The sequence below is a fragment of the Mesobacillus maritimus genome (assembly GCF_044803185.1).
In the GTDB taxonomy this organism is placed as follows: domain Bacteria; phylum Bacillota; class Bacilli; order Bacillales; family Cytobacillaceae; genus Mesobacillus_B; species Mesobacillus_B maritimus_B.
Window position 1 is genome coordinate 2,883,934 of record NZ_CP085225.1, and the last position, 17,142, is coordinate 2,901,075.

At 39.9% G+C, this 17,142-nt stretch carries 11 protein-coding genes and 2 pseudogenes; 7 read left to right on the top strand and 6 right to left on the bottom strand.

What is annotated here, in order from left to right; genetic code table 11:
* Positions 1 to 13 precede the first annotated feature (13 nt).
* The 3 genes from lpdA to LG336_RS13900 all read left to right on the top strand — a co-directional run bounded on the left by lpdA (position 14) and on the right by LG336_RS13900 (position 4,562).
* Positions 14 to 1,393, top strand: a complete 1,380-nt coding sequence (lpdA, locus tag LG336_RS13890; protein ID WP_404328108.1) for a dihydrolipoyl dehydrogenase — start codon at positions 14 to 16, stop codon at positions 1,391 to 1,393.
* A 17-nt stretch (positions 1,394 to 1,410) separates the two neighbouring features.
* Positions 1,411 to 2,463 carry a 2,3-butanediol dehydrogenase gene (locus tag LG336_RS13895; RefSeq protein WP_404328109.1) on the top strand — a complete coding sequence of 351 codons (1,053 nt, stop codon included), beginning with the start codon at positions 1,411 to 1,413 and terminating at the stop codon, positions 2,461 to 2,463.
* 236 nt (positions 2,464 to 2,699) lie between these two features.
* On the top strand, positions 2,700 to 4,562 hold the full coding sequence (locus LG336_RS13900; RefSeq protein WP_404328110.1) for a sigma-54-dependent Fis family transcriptional regulator: 1,863 nt from the start codon (positions 2,700 to 2,702) through the stop codon (positions 4,560 to 4,562).
* A gap of 99 nt (positions 4,563 to 4,661) precedes the next feature.
* On the opposite strand, the gene LG336_RS13905 is transcribed toward LG336_RS13900, so the two are convergent.
* Both LG336_RS13905 and LG336_RS13910 read right to left on the bottom strand, forming a co-directional pair.
* Entirely contained in the window at positions 4,662 to 4,865 is a 204-nt protein-coding gene (locus LG336_RS13905; RefSeq protein ID WP_404328111.1) for a hypothetical protein, read from the bottom strand.
* A gap of 41 nt (positions 4,866 to 4,906) precedes the next feature.
* Positions 4,907 to 5,275 carry a DnaD domain protein gene (locus LG336_RS13910; RefSeq protein ID WP_404328112.1) on the bottom strand — a complete coding sequence of 123 codons (369 nt, stop codon included), beginning with the start codon at positions 5,273 to 5,275 and terminating at the stop codon, positions 4,907 to 4,909.
* A 268-nt stretch (positions 5,276 to 5,543) separates the two neighbouring features.
* On the opposite strand from LG336_RS13910, the pseudogene LG336_RS13915 reads away from it, so the two are divergent.
* The 3 genes and pseudogenes from LG336_RS13915 to LG336_RS13925 all read left to right on the top strand — a co-directional run bounded on the left by LG336_RS13915 (position 5,544) and on the right by LG336_RS13925 (position 8,818).
* Positions 5,544 to 7,088: pseudogene (locus LG336_RS13915) on the top strand (spore germination protein).
* Positions 7,089 to 7,113: 25 nt separating this feature from the next.
* Positions 7,114 to 7,976 (top strand): annotated as a pseudogene (locus tag LG336_RS13920) (GerAB/ArcD/ProY family transporter).
* 164 nt (positions 7,977 to 8,140) lie between these two features.
* Entirely contained in the window at positions 8,141 to 8,818 is a 678-nt protein-coding gene (locus tag LG336_RS13925) for a hypothetical protein (protein WP_404328113.1), read from the top strand.
* 191 nt (positions 8,819 to 9,009) lie between these two features.
* Here LG336_RS13925 and LG336_RS13930 read toward each other — a convergent pair whose 3' ends face one another.
* The 3 genes from LG336_RS13930 to LG336_RS13940 form a co-directional block, all read right to left on the bottom strand.
* On the bottom strand, positions 9,010 to 9,411 hold the full coding sequence (locus LG336_RS13930; RefSeq protein WP_404328114.1) for a hypothetical protein: 402 nt from the start codon (positions 9,409 to 9,411) through the stop codon (positions 9,010 to 9,012).
* Between the two features lie 42 nt (positions 9,412 to 9,453).
* Complete coding sequence (locus LG336_RS13935) at positions 9,454 to 10,236, bottom strand: PD-(D/E)XK nuclease family protein (protein WP_404328115.1); 783 nt, start codon at positions 10,234 to 10,236, stop codon at positions 9,454 to 9,456.
* Positions 10,237 to 10,321: 85 nt separating this feature from the next.
* Entirely contained in the window at positions 10,322 to 10,600 is a 279-nt protein-coding gene (locus LG336_RS13940) for a DUF2325 domain-containing protein (protein WP_404328116.1), read from the bottom strand.
* Positions 10,601 to 10,958: 358 nt separating this feature from the next.
* Here LG336_RS13940 and LG336_RS13945 point away from each other — a divergent pair, with 358 nt between their 5' ends.
* Positions 10,959 to 11,756: a LysM peptidoglycan-binding domain-containing protein gene (locus LG336_RS13945; protein WP_404328117.1), complete on the top strand. Its 798-nt coding sequence runs from the start codon at positions 10,959 to 10,961 to the stop codon at positions 11,754 to 11,756.
* A gap of 480 nt (positions 11,757 to 12,236) precedes the next feature.
* Here the strand turns inward: LG336_RS13945 and LG336_RS13950 are convergent, their stop codons facing one another.
* Positions 12,237 to 16,757, bottom strand: coding sequence for a pectinesterase family protein (locus tag LG336_RS13950; protein WP_404328118.1), 4,521 nt, complete (start codon positions 16,755 to 16,757; stop codon positions 12,237 to 12,239).
* Positions 16,758 to 17,142 lie beyond the last annotated feature (385 nt).

Genomic DNA, 17,142 nt, shown 5'->3' on the forward strand with positions numbered 1-17,142 from the left:
GGAAGTGATACTTTTGACATCGATTGCAATTGTTGGCGGTGGACCCGCTGGTTATGTGGCGGCTATTACCGCCGCCCAGCTGGGCAAGGTAGTCACCCTAATCGACAAGGGACCGTTAGGAGGAACCTGTTTAAATGAAGGCTGTATGCCGACGAAGGCCCTGCTCGAGAGTGCCCAAGTCTTCAGTCTTGTTAAACAAGCAAACAAATTTGGGGTTGATCTTCCTTCTGATCAAGCAGAGGTAAATTGGAATATTGTCCAGCAGCGAAAAAATGGAATTGTCTCCTCCCTGGTCCAAGGAATCGAATATTTAATGAAGAAAAATAAAATAAAGGTCATAAAAGGAGCAGCTTCTTTCCTTACAAATCAGGTTTTACTTGTTGAGTCAGATGGAAAACAACAAGAGCTTGCAGCAGACAAAATCATCATTGCTTCCGGTTCCAAACCTGTATCATTGCCATTTGCACCGTTTGACGGCAACTGGATCATCGACAGTAGCCAAGCGATGTCGCTTCCTTCCCTCCCCTCTTCCCTGCTGGTCATTGGCGGAGGTGTCATAGGCTGCGAATTTGCTAGTATTTATAGCAGGATGGGCACAAAGGTCACGATCGTAGAAATGGCTGATCAGCTGCTACCTGGCGAAGACGGAGATATTGCTTCTGTCCTCCATACCCAGTTAAAAAAAGACAAGGTAAAGGTGCTGACCTCGTCTACAGTGAAAGAATTAAATACAGTGGAAAAGAAAGCAACTGTAGAACTGGATGGATCTATGCATGATATTCACCCAGATCTAGTACTCGTCTCGATCGGCCGAAAGCCTGCAGTGAATCACTTAGGGTTAGAGAAGGTTGGCTTGGATTTTTCGAATCAGGGAATCTATGTTAACAATCACATGCAAACAAGCGTCCCGAATATATACGCCTGTGGAGATGTCATTGGCGGAATTCAGCTTGCCCATGTGGCATTTCATGAAGGAACCGTTGCAGCTCAGCATGCCTGTGGAATTGAGTCACACGTCAATTATCATGCTGTTCCCCGCTGTATTTATACCACTCCCGAGATTGCCAGTGTCGGGTTGACGGAAAAACAGGCTCGGGAACAACATGGCGATATACGGATTGGAGAATTTCCATTTTCCGCAAACGGGAAAGCACTGATTTCAAATGAGCGAATTGGGAAAGTAAAAGTGATCATTGAACCGGAATATAATGAAATTCTTGGTCTATCGATTGTTGGACCACATGCTACCGAATTAATTGGACAAGGGACCGTTATGCTGCATACCGAAATGACAGCAGACCTCTTAGAAAATTTGATTGCAGCTCACCCTACCTTATCTGAAGCGATTCATGAGGCATTGCTGAGTGCTGTAAGCCATGCGGTTCATGTGTAAAAAAAGGAGGAATAAAATTGAAAGCAGCCCTTTGGTATGATGCAAAGGATATTCGAGTTGAACAAATTACGGAGCCTATTGTTGATAAAGACCAAGTAAAAATAAAAGTAGAGTATTGTGGAATATGTGGTTCAGACTTACACGAATATGCTGCGGGTCCCATCTTTATTCCTGTAGGTGAACCCCATCCCATTTCTAACGACAAAGCACCCATTGTCATGGGACATGAGTATGCCGGTGAAGTGGTAGAGATTGGAGCGAACGTTACAGATATCAGCATCGGAGATCGAGTGTGTGTTGAACCAATCTACAATTGTGGCAAGTGTGCTTCCTGCCTAAAAGGTCATTATAATGTTTGTGAACAATTGGGATTCATCGGTTTATCAGGAGGTTTTGGAGGCTTTTCCGAATACAGTGTTCTCCCCTCTAAGATGGTCCACAAAATCCCAGAAAATATGACCTGGGAACAAGCAGCACTGGTTGAACCGACCGCGGTTGCAGTTCATGCGGTTCGTCAAAGTGAATTAAGAATCGGTGACTCTGTTGCGGTTTTTGGCACTGGACCCATTGGATTATTAGTGATTCAAGCTGCTAAAGCAGCAGGAGCAAGCCGAATAATTGCGGTAGAAGTTTCACCGGAACGGCGAGAAATTGCCAAACAACTCGGCGCAGATGTAATCATCAACCCTATAGAAGTGAATCCGGTTGAAGCAATAAAGCAAATTACGAATGGATTGGGAGTGGATGTTGCATTTGAGGTTGCTGGTATTGAAGTAACAATAAATACGGCAATAGAATCGACCCGTTCAGAGGGGAATGTTGTCAACATCAGTATTTGGGAAAAACCAGCGAGCATTCCAATGAACAATTTTATTTTAACGGAACGGAAAATGACAAGTATTATTGCCTATCGAAATATTTTTCCACAAGTTATTCAGCTGATTGCTAACGGCCGGATTCAGGCGGCAGAATTAATTACTAAGAAAATAAGTCTTGAAAACATTGTTTCTGAGGGATTTGAAGCCTTAATCAAAAATAAAGCACAAATTAAGATTTTAGTGAAACCATAAAAGAGTCAGGATAGGCGGCTTCGCGTAGATCATTTACGCGAAGTTTTTTATTTCGCTTTTAAACTTTTGAATTTTCTGTTAAATATCCCAGGATTGATTGAAAGCGTATTCTAAACCAAATATAATGGATATTGAGACTAAAGGAAAATCTTGTTTGACTCTCCTGGTATAACTCCCTTCCCTTCATGAACTTAATTAGATCGAATTTTGAAATTCTAGAACAAGAGGAGGATTTCATGGCGGTAGATACTATATATTTAGATACGTGGAAACGTTTTGTTAAAGAAGGTGTTATGGACTCGACTCGTCTTAATAACAGAATTATTGAATCGTGGCACCGCTGTAAAAAGAATGACGTCAATCCTTATTTAAATAAAGGACTTCATATATTATCAGATTATCAGTTTGCTCTTCAAAAAGAGAAAAATTCCCTCCTATTAAAATTAGTATCACCACATCTTGCAGACATAAATCAAATGTTAGTTGCTTCAGGAATGATGGGCCTGTTAATCGACCCTGATGGATATGTCTTATCCGTAACTGGAAATGAGAAAACAGTTCATTATGCCCAAAGTATAAATTTTGTGGAAGGTGTCCGCTGGACAGAATGTGAAGTTGGAACAAATGCCATTGGAACCTCCTTAGCAGCTCGGGAACCTGTAATCATCAACGGAGCGGAACATTATTCAGTTGCATCCCATACATGGAGCTGTGCTGCTGCCCCTATTTTTAATGCTAACGGGAATTTGTTTGGAATCCTTGATGTTTCCTGTCCTGTTGAGCAATCACATCCTTTTATGCTTGGAATCGTGACATCGATTGCCTATGCAATTGAGAGTGAGTTGGGTAAATATACTTACCAACAAGAAGTATCTCTCCTTCAGCAAGCGATTGAATTAGCAGAAATCCATCCGAATCGCCATTTTATCGTATGTAACCTTGAGGAAAGAATTATTTTTTCAAATAAGCTGGTACGTGAAAAAATCCAACAATCAGTAGATATGAATCTTCAAGACTTTTTGTTAAGTGGGTTTCGAATAAACCAAGAAATTCCGATTCGCTCAAAACCTAGTAAGCACTTAATTGGAACAGGCTTCATTTTATCAGATTCATTTTCTGGTTATAAAAAACTGGCGGGTTTTACGCCTAGTTCATTTATGTTTAAAGGAGAAATGGGTACAAGTAAAACCTTTCAGTACACCTTAAAAAAAGCACAACTAGTTGCACCTAAGGATACAACGGTTTTTATAACAGGTGAAACAGGAACGGGTAAAGAACTCATTGCACAGGCCATCCATGATAACAGCCCCCGTAAGGAAGGACCGTTTATCTCGGTCAACTGCGGTGCGATTCCAAAAGATTTAATGGAAAGTGAATTGTTCGGCTACGTTGCAGGCTCATTTACTGGGGCAAAACGCAACGGATACAAGGGAAAATTTGAACAGGCCAATGGAGGAACACTTTTTCTCGATGAAATCGGGGAAATTCCGCCTTCCATGCAGATCGCTTTACTGCGTGTACTTCAGGAAAGAAAAGTTGTTCCAATTGGAGGCTACAAAGAAATTCCTCTCGACATTCGAATCATTGCAGCTACCCATCGCGATCTTGCCGAATTAGTTGCAGAAGGATCTTTTCGACAGGATTTATTTTACCGGCTAAATGTATACCCAATCGATGTCCCTTCATTACGCGACAGACGGGAAGATATTTCAAATCTAGTTTGTTTTATTTGTGAAAAAAACAGCTGGGACATTCCCATTACGGACAAATTATTAATGAAATTAACGAACTATGAATGGCCGGGCAATATTCGAGAATTACATAACTTCCTAGAGCGTCTGCATATTCTGGCCTCGGATGGTTCGTTTGATTCAGATGAAATTTTGCCTCTTCTTCCCCCGCTTCATTCGCCTGCTTTAACTGGTCGACGGGAAGAAGAGAAAAAAACCGCAGGAAACATGACAGCCCGTGAAAAAATCCAACACGATTTAATGCTCGATGCCTTACAAAAAACAAAAGGAAATGTTACAGCAGCTGCAAAATTACTTGATATCCCTAGGAGCACTTTTTACAAAAGGCTACAAAGGTTTGGAATCTGAGGAAAATGAAATCCCCGCAGAAATTAATTCCTGTGGGGATCCTATCAAATTATGTCGTTAGATTTCTTTTAATATACGATTACCTATATGTTCATATTTTTATTCTAATGTAAGACCCGCAAAGAATCCGGAGCGGACTGCATTTCCGACTTTGCCAATGCTGACACAATCTTTTACATGGCGAGTTTTTGTATGGAATTTATCAGAAATTGCTTTACCTACTGTTGTATTTGGCTTCATTCCGAATGCATTGATGACCGTGTCTGCCTCGATGAATACCCCGGTTCCATCTGATTTTTCCACAATAAGTCTATTCTCTTCAAAGGAAAGAACCTTTTGTTCCGTTAACTTAGATTGACAGTGTGCCCTTTAAGAGCGGCTACTCTAGCTGCTTCTATGCCTGTAGGACCCCCACCAACAACCACACCCTTCTTTGGTGATGCTGACCGTTTAATTTTGTATTGAGCCTCATTGCAAGCTTGAATGTTTACTGCACAGCCGAGCTTCGTTAGTCGACTAGCAATTCTACCAATACACTCTTCGTTACAAAGAATCCATGGGCAAACATCTTCGCGCATATCTGTTCTTGTCAGTAAGGATTCATTTTCCCAGGGTCTCAGAATTCCAACAATATAATTCAGCCTTCGTTTGTTATCGGCACACGCAATCTTCATCGCATTTAACATCACAGCTTTTGGCTGGAAGATTCTCACTTTTCATGATTCCGGTAGACATTCACCTTGTTCGGATTCGTCTCTAAATTAAGATTCAACGTATGTTGTTGTTTTTCTTTCTCCTTTCACCCTTTAGTTCGACGAAAAGTTGTCTTGTTTTATTTAGAAAATGGAACCATAGGTACGTCTCTAGCTTCTTACCATGTTGTGACGAGGATGGTCAGCTAAATTTATAATGATTACTCTGCACATAGTTATACAAATATTGGGGAAATTAATGGAAAGATTATGAAAATGGAGTAAAAAAATGAAATTAACTTCCTTTATTTTTAAAAGGTCCAGGAAAAGGGATTTCAAACAGAAAACTTCAAACAAGGACACTCAACAGTTTAATAAGGTATCCGACTCAATAGATCACAATATTTGCTTCATAAAACATGCTTTTTCCGATTCAGATGATTTAAAAATAAACGACCTTAATATAAAAAATAACCGTGGAATTCTTGTTTTTCTTGAAACAATGGCAGATATGGAAAAAATTCAAAAGTACATACTAAAACCGATGATGGAGGCAGACGGTGCTCTTTTCGAAGATATATTAAAGTCTACTTTTCAGGAAACCGATAACCTAATTAATGCTCAAGAAGGCCTTTTGAATGGGTGGTGTCTGATGTCCTTCGAAGGTGTCCAAAAATTGTACATGTTGGATGTTGTCATCTCCAAGGACCGGGCTGTAGAGGAACCTAATAATGAACAAGTTATTCAAGGATCCCATGAAGGTTTTGTCGAAAATCTTCTGACCAATCTCCATTTAATTAGGAAAGCAATAAAAACCCCAAACCTGCATTTGGAACATTTACCGGTGGGTGACCAGATTCAATCCAGAATATCCCTGGTTTGCAGGAAAGACCTTGCAAATAAAGAATTAATAGAAGAATTCAAAATGAGGATTAATAGAGTTTCTATCGACCATATACCAAGTTTTGGGTATCTACAGTAATTGATTGAAGATTCCACATGGTCACCCTTTCCACAGATTTTATATACAGAGAGAGTAGATCGAGTTATCGGTCATTTAAATGAAGGAAGAGTGGCGGTTTTCATTGATGGAAGTCCTGCCTGTTTACTGATACCAGTCACGTTTTTCGCTTTCCTCCATTCACCTGATGATTATAACTCAAGATGGATGATTGGATCGTTTATTCGTTCCTTGAGGTTCCTAAGCATTATCATTTCAGTAAATTTGCCGGCCCTATATATCGCGGTCATCGCTTTTCATTTCGAGGTCCTCCCAGATGATCTCGTCCTCCCAGTAATAAGTTCGATTAGAAATATTCCATTTCCACCTTTAATCGAAGCACTTGTTATGGAGCTGACGATTGAACTCATCCGGGAGGCTGGGGTACGTCTTCCATCACGTATAGGACAAACCATTGGTATTGTTGGAGGCCTTGTTATTGGGGACGCGGTAGTCCGGGCAGGTCTAATCTCTAATACGATGATTGTTGTTGTTGCCATTACTGCTGTTGCAGCCTACAGCATTCCTACAACGGCAATGAGCGATGCTATTCGATTATTGCGATTTCCGCTTATGCTCCTTGCTTCAACCTTTGGATTTGTGGGGATTACCTTTGGAACGATTATGATTTTGGCACATTTATGTAGACTCGAGTCATTCGGATCCCCCTATTTTGCACCTTGGGCTCCCTTTCGTTTAAAAGATTTGAAAGATACTTTTATCCGTCTACCAGTCATGAAGTTCAATACACGTCCACTCGATTCAAAACAGAACACGATTGATCGACAATCTTTGTCAAGGGGGTGGCAGTTTAATGAAAAAAAACAAAAATAACATCACCCCCAACCAACTTGTCTTTATGATCATCCAAGCTCAAATCGGTGTTGGGATTTTGTCTTTGCCACATGACGTCGCATTGGTAGCCAAACAAGACAGCTGGATTTCCACTCTGTTGGCAGGAGTGTTTACACAGGTGATTATTTTGGTCGTTTGGGGTCTTAGCAGAAGATTTCCTTCCCTGTCCCTCTACCAAATACTCCCGAATTTATTAGGAAGCTTCCTAGGGAAATTATTCACTCTCGGTTATGGACTGTATTTCATGGTAACAGGGAGCTTGGTTTTAGCAAGATATACTGATATCTTGGATAAATGGATTTTGCCACGAACGCCTAATTGGATAACAATGGTTTTAGTATTGATAACCTGTATTTACATCGTCAGTGCTGGGTTGACCAGTATAGCAAGGTTCTATGTTCTGGTTTCACCAATTCTAATTCTATTAATCCTGCTGATTTCCTGTATCTTTTTCCAATAGGGGATACTGGGATTACAACGATATTTAAAGGGGCAACAGAAGCAGCCTTCGCCATGCTAGGCTTTGAACTATTTATATTTGTTCATCCATTTGTCCAATCTTCCGGGAAGGAGAAACTCAAAGCAATTTCAATAGCAAACATTTTTGTCACTCTTTATTATTCTTTTATGGTGTTCGCTGCCCTGGTCTACTTCGAAACCAATACGGATATCGCCCTGACTCCAGAGCCATTATTGTATATGATTAAAGCCTATTCGTTTCAGATTATAGAAAGGACTGACCTATTTTTCTTATCGCTTTGGCTGATTGTCGTGCAACTTCCATTGCTAACTGGCTATTATTATCCGCAATGGGTTTCGCCAGCCTTCTCAAGAAAAAACACTATGCCTCTTTTCTGCCATATGTAGCAGGAACATACCTGTTTTTGGCTATGCTTGCTGACCAGCAAAGGGACTTTGAAAAATTCAATGATTTTCTTGGGCCCACACATTATATTTTTATTGTAATCATCCCTGTCCTTCTCTTTATCCTGTCACTTTTTTTATCAAGAAAAGAAGAGGTGAATAAAGGTATGAATAGAAAGCATTCTATTCTTTTGCTTCTTTGTGTATTATTGGCTGGATGCTGGGACCAACATATGATGAATAACGCTGTATTGGTACAGGTTTTGAGTTTTGATTTATTATCGGATGAAGAAATGCAATTAGCGGTCTCCATCCCTATCATCGAAGAGCCATCCGGTGGACCACAGGGGTTAGTAAAAAGTGAAACATTTTCTGAAAAAGGCCACACACCAAGGGATATCCGAAGAAAAATAGACAATGAAATAGCGGGAATACTGGATACATCTAAGAATAAATTAATCCTGTTTGGGGAAAAGATGGCTTCAACCGACATTTCTCCTTCATTAGACGTATTTTGGAGGGATCCCCGTAATTCACTAGGGGCTACAATAGGGGTGGTGGAGGAAAAAGCTGTTGATCTGCTTAACATCAAACCGAACCACGAGACAAACGTAAGTGAATATATCCATGAAGCTTTGACCAGTGCACAAGAACAGTCGATTATCGCAAATGAAACCATCCAGACACTTGCTTCGGAGATGCTAGACCCTGGAGAAGATATTGTTCTCCCTCACTTAAAAATGAATGACAAAAAAAGTGCTGTAGTGGTCGGTCTAGCTCTAATGAATGAAAGAAAATATGCAGGAAATCTATCACCACAAGATTCCACCCTAAAAGTATACTGATCACAATCACCGTTTGGTTGGTTTTAACGAGCGGCCTTGGAATTGAACGCTGAATCTTACTCATCTATAATCCCGACTTTTCACATATGTTTTGTTGTATTGGTATAGGTTTATGCTTTTTTCCTGTCTTTGTATAGGGAAAAGCTTAATAAGGTGAGAACTCTTTGCACACCTGAAGAGTTCCCACCTTATTAAGTCTCCCTTTGATACAAATGTTTTTCTATCTTTTCTTTAAGCAGCTTAGATTCTTTCAACTCACATGTAAAAACCATAAAAGTATCCTCGTCTCCTGTATCTAGAGCTGCATTAATTTTATACTTACTATAGTTTTCTTTTAAATCAAGGTCTACTAAAGAGACGAGCTCACCACTGTCATAATAGTTATCCAAATCTTTAAGAGCGATGTAAAAATGACGTTCATTATTCATATTAATTAAAGAATACCATCCTCGGTCAGGTATGAATTGCCGTTCGTTCGTAAGTTCAATGATATCCCCTCTATGAATGGTAATAGGACCAGCATGATGACGATCTGGGCAAAAACATTCAATCTGATGTTTAAAGGACTTCTTCGCAATTAAATGTCGAAACATTTGCTTCTCTCCCATTGTAATTTTATCGATATTAACTTTACCCTAGTGGAGCAGATTTTCATTTGACTTTGTCATTGCTTTATCGTGATGCTCATTACATTTATCTGTAAAGGGGCAGCTGCTACATTCAGCCATCGAGCTCGTTTTTAAATAAGTGATAGGTTGTTTTATGGTCCTCTTCATCTTGTTTAAATACACAATTCCCTGTTCAACATTGCTCATTGTTGGTGAAAAGCCGTATTTTTTTCCGTCCAATAGTGTGATGATTTCAATTTTTTCGGGGAGTTTCCCAAACGCTTTATCCGAGAATACCACGAGCATATGAAGATATAGTTGAACCATTTCCTCGTCCGCTTCCACAAGGAATTTTTTCACCATAAACGATTTTTTTGTCCATTCCACTAGCTCAAAGGTTAAAGAAAGGTCAATTTCCAGTTCCTCAACATATGTATTCATTTTTTCATATAAAAAGAGTGGAGGATGCTGTTCAGTCTTTGGCACTAAGAATTGCAACAACTGTTCGGTTGTCTTCGCTAACACCATATAATAGTGGACTTTTGACTCGAATGCTTTTGGATTCACGTTTTTCCAATATCGATCAACTAGTTTTAATACATGCAATTTATTTTGCTCATTTCGTGAAAGCTGGTAAAAGCTATAAACGACATGGTTAATGATGGATTGGACGAGCTGACGCCATTTAACTTGGCTAGAATCTAAGGACAAGATATGTTGATAATAAAATCGATAAGGACATCGAAGAAACGATTCTAAATGATAATCTGTGATGGTTTTGATTGTGACCTGTGTCTGACTCCCTTTCATTTAATGGTCCTCCTCTTCCATATGAATCTGAGAATATTCAATTTTAGTGAGAGTTATTCTCAATATTGAGCAAAAAAATAAGGAACTAACTGCCCTTTAACACTTCATAGATTGAACACCAAGAACGCTTGGCAAAATAAATTGGAATCGATTGGCTTTTCGCTCGCTTTTTTATCACAGTAGATAGATTATGATTCACATAGTCCGTTAAAACAAGAATGCAACTTACCCTTTCAGGAATCTCCATATTTACCATTTTTCCTTTTCTTCCATTCAAATGATAAACATCATCAAAACCAACAGATGATAGTTTATCTAGGATACTTCCTAAACGATCAGCACCAACAACCATTAATGAACTCATTAGAAGTCCCTCCCTAGGCTAGATATTTATATAGGTAAAAACAGGTGTAATTAAGCTTCCATTTATTATTTAATTGATAATGGTTATCATTTATTATTCATATTTTAAATGATAATGATTTTCATTGTCAATAATATTCACAAAAATTACAAAAATGACTTCTACTCGATTGTTTATTCTAATCTAAACCCACGATAGTTAGACCTACGAAGAGATTGGTGTCGAATGAATCAAACGGGAAACAGTATAACAGGAAAAACCTTCTATAGTGGACGGCAACATATAATTTCTATTTATTAATACATATAAAATTAAAGCAGATTGAATATCACCATCCCTGTTAAATGGAGTGATTACTGTGCCAATCATCATGAGGAAAACTTACATCTATACAGTACGGCCAGGAGAAACCGTGTATTCCATCGCGCAACGATATCGTAGTTCGGTACAAGAAATCCTACGAATCAATTATCTAATCCCACCTGTTTCTGATCATGGATTGATTTACCCAGGGAATGTTCTAATCGTTCCTGATTTATCTACCGCAGGGAGAGTATCCTATATTGTAAATTGGGGAGAAGTATTTAATAAAATCGCGTTTCGATTTAGTACCCCACTTGAATTACTCTCGGGAATCAATTCAATAGCAAATCCAAATGTGATTAATCCGAATCAGCAGATAAACGTCCCAGCGTTTATCTATGAAATTGAACTAGGCGATACTTTAGCCGGAATTGCGAATCGATTTGATCTATCCTTAGTGAATCTCATTAGGGCCAATCAAGGTCGACCTGGTTTTTCCGTCGATGTGATTTGGCCGGGATACCAATTAGTTCTTCCTCTACCAACGACAAGAAATATCGTCGTTTGGAATCCGCTTCCGGGTACAAGAGTCGTAAACGGTCAAAGAATAACTGGCCAAGCAAGAGCATTTGAGGCAACAATTTTACACCAATTGAGGGATATGAATGGAGTCATCGTTTCGAATGAACGATTTACATCAGCAGATGCAGGTGCTCCTGCTTATGGGAATTTCTATAGTAGCATTCCTTTCGATCGATTTCCAACAACCAGTAGAGGTGAACTTTGGGTTTATACGAGAAGTGCAAACGATGGTAGCATACAAGATCTCATAAGGACCGTAGTTTATTTTTAAAAGGCAGTTTTTATTCTATCCTTAATTCAACTAGCCTCCTTAGTTTAATATTAACTAAAAATAAAGGTACAACATTAAGTTGTACCTTTCACTTTGTAGCCGAATAAATTAATTTCGTCGCTTTTTTAGATAGTATTGTTCTTATCAACGCCCCAGGGTGTTATATTCTTCTTCAATATCTGTTACGTTCTTTTCAGGAAACAACATCCGCCTTCCATATGAGAACTAGTAATTCTATTATTGGACGACTGACCCCGAAAATTGATTTATTAAGGCATTTCAGCGGTGCAATTATGAAAAGTCTTCGTTTTTTTACAATCCCCACTTGTTCTACCTTTTACATCTAGCGGTACTCCGATTGCCATTAACGCCTAAGTATCTATCATCTTTATCCGCCAATAGCTAACATAAGTCTTTAAGCTACTTTCCATATACCTCATAATTCGGCGTACTGATAGTTTATAATTTTCAACCCCATAATTATCTACCCTGAATTAAATGCCCTGCTCCTGCATTAGCCTTCACAATTTCCGGTACATCTTCCGTTTGATTCATTGAAGTATATAACAATGGTGTCCAGTCTACAGGACTTAAGGTTGTGCCTGCTGTGAGTTCAACCTTCTCGCCGTTAAGGATGGTGCCTATATCCGTAAACTGTGTTCCGCCCCACACTTGAATCACATCACCTGTAGCCGCTCCTTCATCCATTGTAAAATAATTGTTTTGAGCGTAAATCTGTGATTTAAACCCGATTCCTAATGAGTAGGAATGAGAGTAGCTTGCATGGTTATTCGTTCCTTCATAATAGTTGTTATACACATGAACCTGGCCGTACCTGACCCTCGGCGCGCGTTCCGTTACATTCTGATAGTAATTGTGATGGAACGTAACCCGTTCTTTGCCCTCATCTTCTGTATAGCTGTCACTGCCGCCGACAAGGGTCGTTTTGTCGTGGTCGTGGAAGTGGTTGTACGATACCGTAATTAGATCAGACGCATTCGTGATATCCATCAAGCCGTCATGCTGCTGATACTGGCGGCCAAAATAAGTGTTCGCCTGGTCATCCGGCATGCTTCCATCGCTAAAAGTGTTATGATCAAGCCAAACGTGTGTGGCATTCTTGATCGTAAGGGTGTCAAATGCCGAGTTCCAGTTTCCCATGCTGCCGTCAGTTGGATCCCACTGCGGGAAGTAGTCGAACGTATTCTCGAATCCAATATTTCGAATAATGACGTTATCGACATTTTGAACTATCAGATTTCCGCCAAGGATTTTGGCGTTTGTGCCTGGTAATCCGACGATTGTAGTATTCGAACCAATTTTAATCTGAATATTGTTTGCCTGGTTTTGCTCTGATTTTTTACGAGCATCCTCTAACTCACCAGATGGTACAGAGTCTCTTCCCCAGGAATCCGGATTATAAGCCTCTAAATATTTTTCGAAATCATAAGCAGGGTCTTTGTAGAATTCCATTCCAACCGGTTTATTGTTTTCATCTACGTTCATATCAATCGTGCCTTTAACATAGATAATTTTTGGTGTGGAATTTGTGTCATTCGTGCTGTTATTTCCACCTAAGGCTTCAATAAGTTCGCTACGGTTAGAAACTGTAAAGATATGTGACGAATCCGCTTTGGAACCGCCTGTTGTACCAGTCGTGAAGGAACCCCAACCATCATTGACCGGCAATGTCTCTTTACCAAGGTTAATCGTGCTGTTGATTACATTAATCGTCAAAGGGACAGCAACATTGGCAAAATGAACCTCAAGTGTCGTGCGTCCATCTGCCAAACCTGCAAGGTAGGATTTGTTGATCGTCAGGACATTTCCTTCAACAGTATAGTCGGACTTCTTTAATACCGCTTTCCCATTGGTAATCTTCGTAACTTTTTTACCGTTTCCTTGGACAAGCGCATGGATGTCTCCTTGTTTTTCTGCATTTTGGTCAAAAGTCGTGTTCGTAGCTTCAACCGCTGGTTGATATTTTACATGTGGCATAACTACTTGTACTGTTGGATCCCAGCCGTCAAAAATTTGCGGAATCGTCATGCTTGCTTCTGCCCCAGTAAGCTGAGTAGAAATGATCCGCGATGAAGCATCAGCTCCTGGACCGTAACTGTTATATTCAAAGAAATAGCTTTGTTTACAGCTGCCCGCACAGGATGTCGACCAGCCGTTACGATCGAAGTTATTTGAATCAATCAATGTATTAATATAACTGACACGTGCATAATCTTTCCAGGCACGCCCTAAGTCGTATGTTCCCTTTGCAGATGAACCGTCGACAATTTGTGAATTTAAAATCACGTAGCCATTGTCGGTTACTTTCGCTTGAGCAGCTGCTGTAATGTGACCTCCAGCACTTGTCCCTTCAGGAACGTTGCTGACTAAAACTAGTCGATTGTTATTCAAAACGACCGCTGAAGCCTCGCCGAAAATAAAGTCGACATCGCCTTCAATTATGCTGTTGTTGAAGTATTGTCGTCCTTGCTGGTTTGATCCGTTGCCATTATATAACGTATCTTGATATCCCTTTAATTTAACCGATTCAAAGGAAGCTTTATCACTTTTTATGTTAAGGGCAACAGCCTGTACGACTTCGTTCCGAGGGCCTGCACTATTTTCGATCGTCAAGTTGGATGCATTAAAATGGTCAGCTTCAACCTTCACTGTCTGACTTAGGAACGTATTTCCAGTATATCCAGGCTTTCCTTGTGTTGAGGGACTTCCTGCATAGTCACCATAGGTGATCACCGTTTTATCGATTCCATCACCAACAAGACTGACATATGGACTTTTAATCTCTAGCTTTTCCTTGTAGGTTCCCTCAGCAATATAAACGATGATCCGTTGGTTGTTATTTGCAGGAATTGTATCAACCGCGCTTTGAATGCTGTTGAACACAGTTACTCCGTCTGCTGCAGCATTCTTATCCACTGTAAGTACTTTAGCAGGCTGTACAGCCATTTCATCCGTACTTTGACTTTCGCCGTTCTTATTCACTGCAGTAATGACATAATAGTAGGTTGTTCCGTCCGTTACAGCGACATCCTCAAACGAATTTTCGGAGGTGGTTTTAATGTTAGTATACGGTCCACCACTTTTTTCAGAGCGCTTCACATTGTAAGATGCAGCATCCGAAGTTGGCTCCCAGGATAAGCTTACCTTTCCTTGATACGCCACTGCTTCGAATTGTTTTGGCTGTTTCCGTGTACCAGATACTTGTTCATACGGTCTGGCTTTCACTTGATTGGAAATCATACTTGTAACATTTTCATTGCTAGCAGTGACCACATAATAATAGATTTGGCCATTTTTTGCAGAATCATCTGAATAACTAGTTCCTCTTACAGTAGCAATGAACTCATAAGGTCCGCCGCTTACCGTACTGCGACTAACATTGTAATGATCGGCACCCTTGACAGTAGTCCAATGTAAATCCACTTGATTGCTAAGCGATTTTGGGCTGTATACTACTGGTGCATTTAAGGGAGAAGAGGATGTAACTTTTTCAAGCAATTTCTTTGACCCTGCACCTCCTGGGTTCCAAGCAGTTAACTTATAATAATAGGCCACACCGTTACGCAAATGAGTATCAAGATAGGATGTAGCTTCGATTTTTTCTGAGTTTCCTTCCAACAATTGCACAAAAGGACCTTCCGAAGTTGTACTTCTTTCTAATGTATAGTAGGTAGCCTCCGAAACTGGATCCCAAGACAGGCTAAACTGGCTATCTCGAGCTTCGGCCTTGAAATTCGTAATCTCCGCTGATGGTGGAGGAACATTATTTACATAGGCCTTGCCAATATTAGAGAAAGCGCTTTCTGCATTTTGATGAACGGATGTTACCATATAAAAATATTCCTTATCATTAATTAGGTTTTGTTCATCAAAATTTGAATAACTATTAGTTTTAACGTCTGAGGCGATTTTTTCATAGACTCCATTGGGTTTATCACTGCGATAAACATTATAGGAATCTACACCGCTTGCGGCATTCCAAGTGAGTTCCGCCTTATGATTTGAGCCGACGGCCGTCAAATTTTGCGGTGTTGTAACCTCTTGGATGGCTACGGCTACGTTGTCTTCATAGGAGCTTCCCGTCGAAGTTCCAGGTGTCCTCACGTTAATAGAAGCAATATCAGTAACCGGTGAAGCGAAAGGAAAGTTACCGTAATATTCCCCGTTGATGAATAGATCGGCAGTATTCGCTTTTACATCTGCAACATATTTGACATTGTACCAGGTATTTGGACTAATGGATCGAGGTGAATTCCCAACTCTAAAGGACAGAGCTGTTTTATTATTACTATCTAGCAATTCCAAAACATAGGAATCTCCCATTACTTTCGGCTGCATAAAATCAGCAGATGCAGTAAGTCCTTTTTCACTCTCAGCTGTCACTGGTGTAAACGCTTTATTGAAGCCTCCACGCCTTGCATTGCTGTCATTGACCCATAGTACATTGCTGTCATTCTCTGCTATAGCTCCGGAAGAATTGCCGAAGCTATTTGCGAGCTTAGTGTTATTAATCACCGTCGCGTTATTATCGCTCTCGAACGAGCTAGGCGTATTGGAACCGATAGGCGCCTTGTATCCCTCAGGCACATCTCCAACTGAACTATTTTCATAGTTGTCATAGATAAGGTATTCTCCCGGTGTCCCTGCTGCTACTATAGAATTTTCACTTTCACCCGCCGTTGAGACAGCGCTTACAACATAATAATAGGTATTGCCGTTTGTAACATTAGTGTCTTCAAAATCGGTTGTGGAAACGTTCTCAATTTTGGTATAAGGCCCCCCTGGAGCTAAGCTGCGTTTCACGTTATATGAATCAGCACCGCCCACTGAACCCCATTTGAGATCGACTTTTCCGGAACTGCCCACAGCTGTAACACCAGTTGGTACCAAAGAGGAAGCTTCTGCTTTCCAAGGACCATTATTGGGAACATATACTGTCAACATGAGCACACAAAGTATTAGTCGAAAAACTTTCATCATAATATTCCTTACCTCCTAGTTTTTGATCCCTTACATAGATATTGTTTTTTCCCTCCTTTACTTAAACTGAGCATAGCTACTTAGGTGCCTCATTTGCATGTGCATAGCTGTATCATTGACCACTCATGATCATTAGTACTGAGGTGAAGGAGATTGATAGTTTCTCCTTCCTTTCAATTTTCTCCACCTCTTCTATTAGCCTAAGGGTTATTATATAAGAATGTTTCGTCGGAAAATGTATAAAATATTTGGAATATTGTTTTGTTTTTTAAGTGTTTTTTCCATCGAGCTTTACTTTGTATAAAAATTAGGTCATTTTTACTGTATCTCTGTTATATTACGTTCGGCTAAAATACCTACTAGTATTTTTTCATAACTTTTCAGA

Coding starts and splice junctions, on each gene's coding strand:
- LG336_RS13900 (WP_404328110.1), top strand. CDS start 2,700: ATGGCGGTAGATACTATATATTTAGATACGTGGAAACGTTTTGTTAAA.
- LG336_RS13925 (WP_404328113.1), top strand. CDS start 8,141: ATGAATAGAAAGCATTCTATTCTTTTGCTTCTTTGTGTATTATTGGCT.
- LG336_RS13930 (WP_404328114.1), bottom strand. CDS start 9,411: ATGTTTCGACATTTAATTGCGAAGAAGTCCTTTAAACATCAGATTGAA.
- LG336_RS13935 (WP_404328115.1), bottom strand. CDS start 10,236: ATGAAAGGGAGTCAGACACAGGTCACAATCAAAACCATCACAGATTAT.
- LG336_RS13940 (WP_404328116.1), bottom strand. CDS start 10,600: ATGAGTTCATTAATGGTTGTTGGTGCTGATCGTTTAGGAAGTATCCTA.
- LG336_RS13950 (WP_404328118.1), bottom strand. CDS start 16,757: ATGATGAAAGTTTTTCGACTAATACTTTGTGTGCTCATGTTGACAGTA.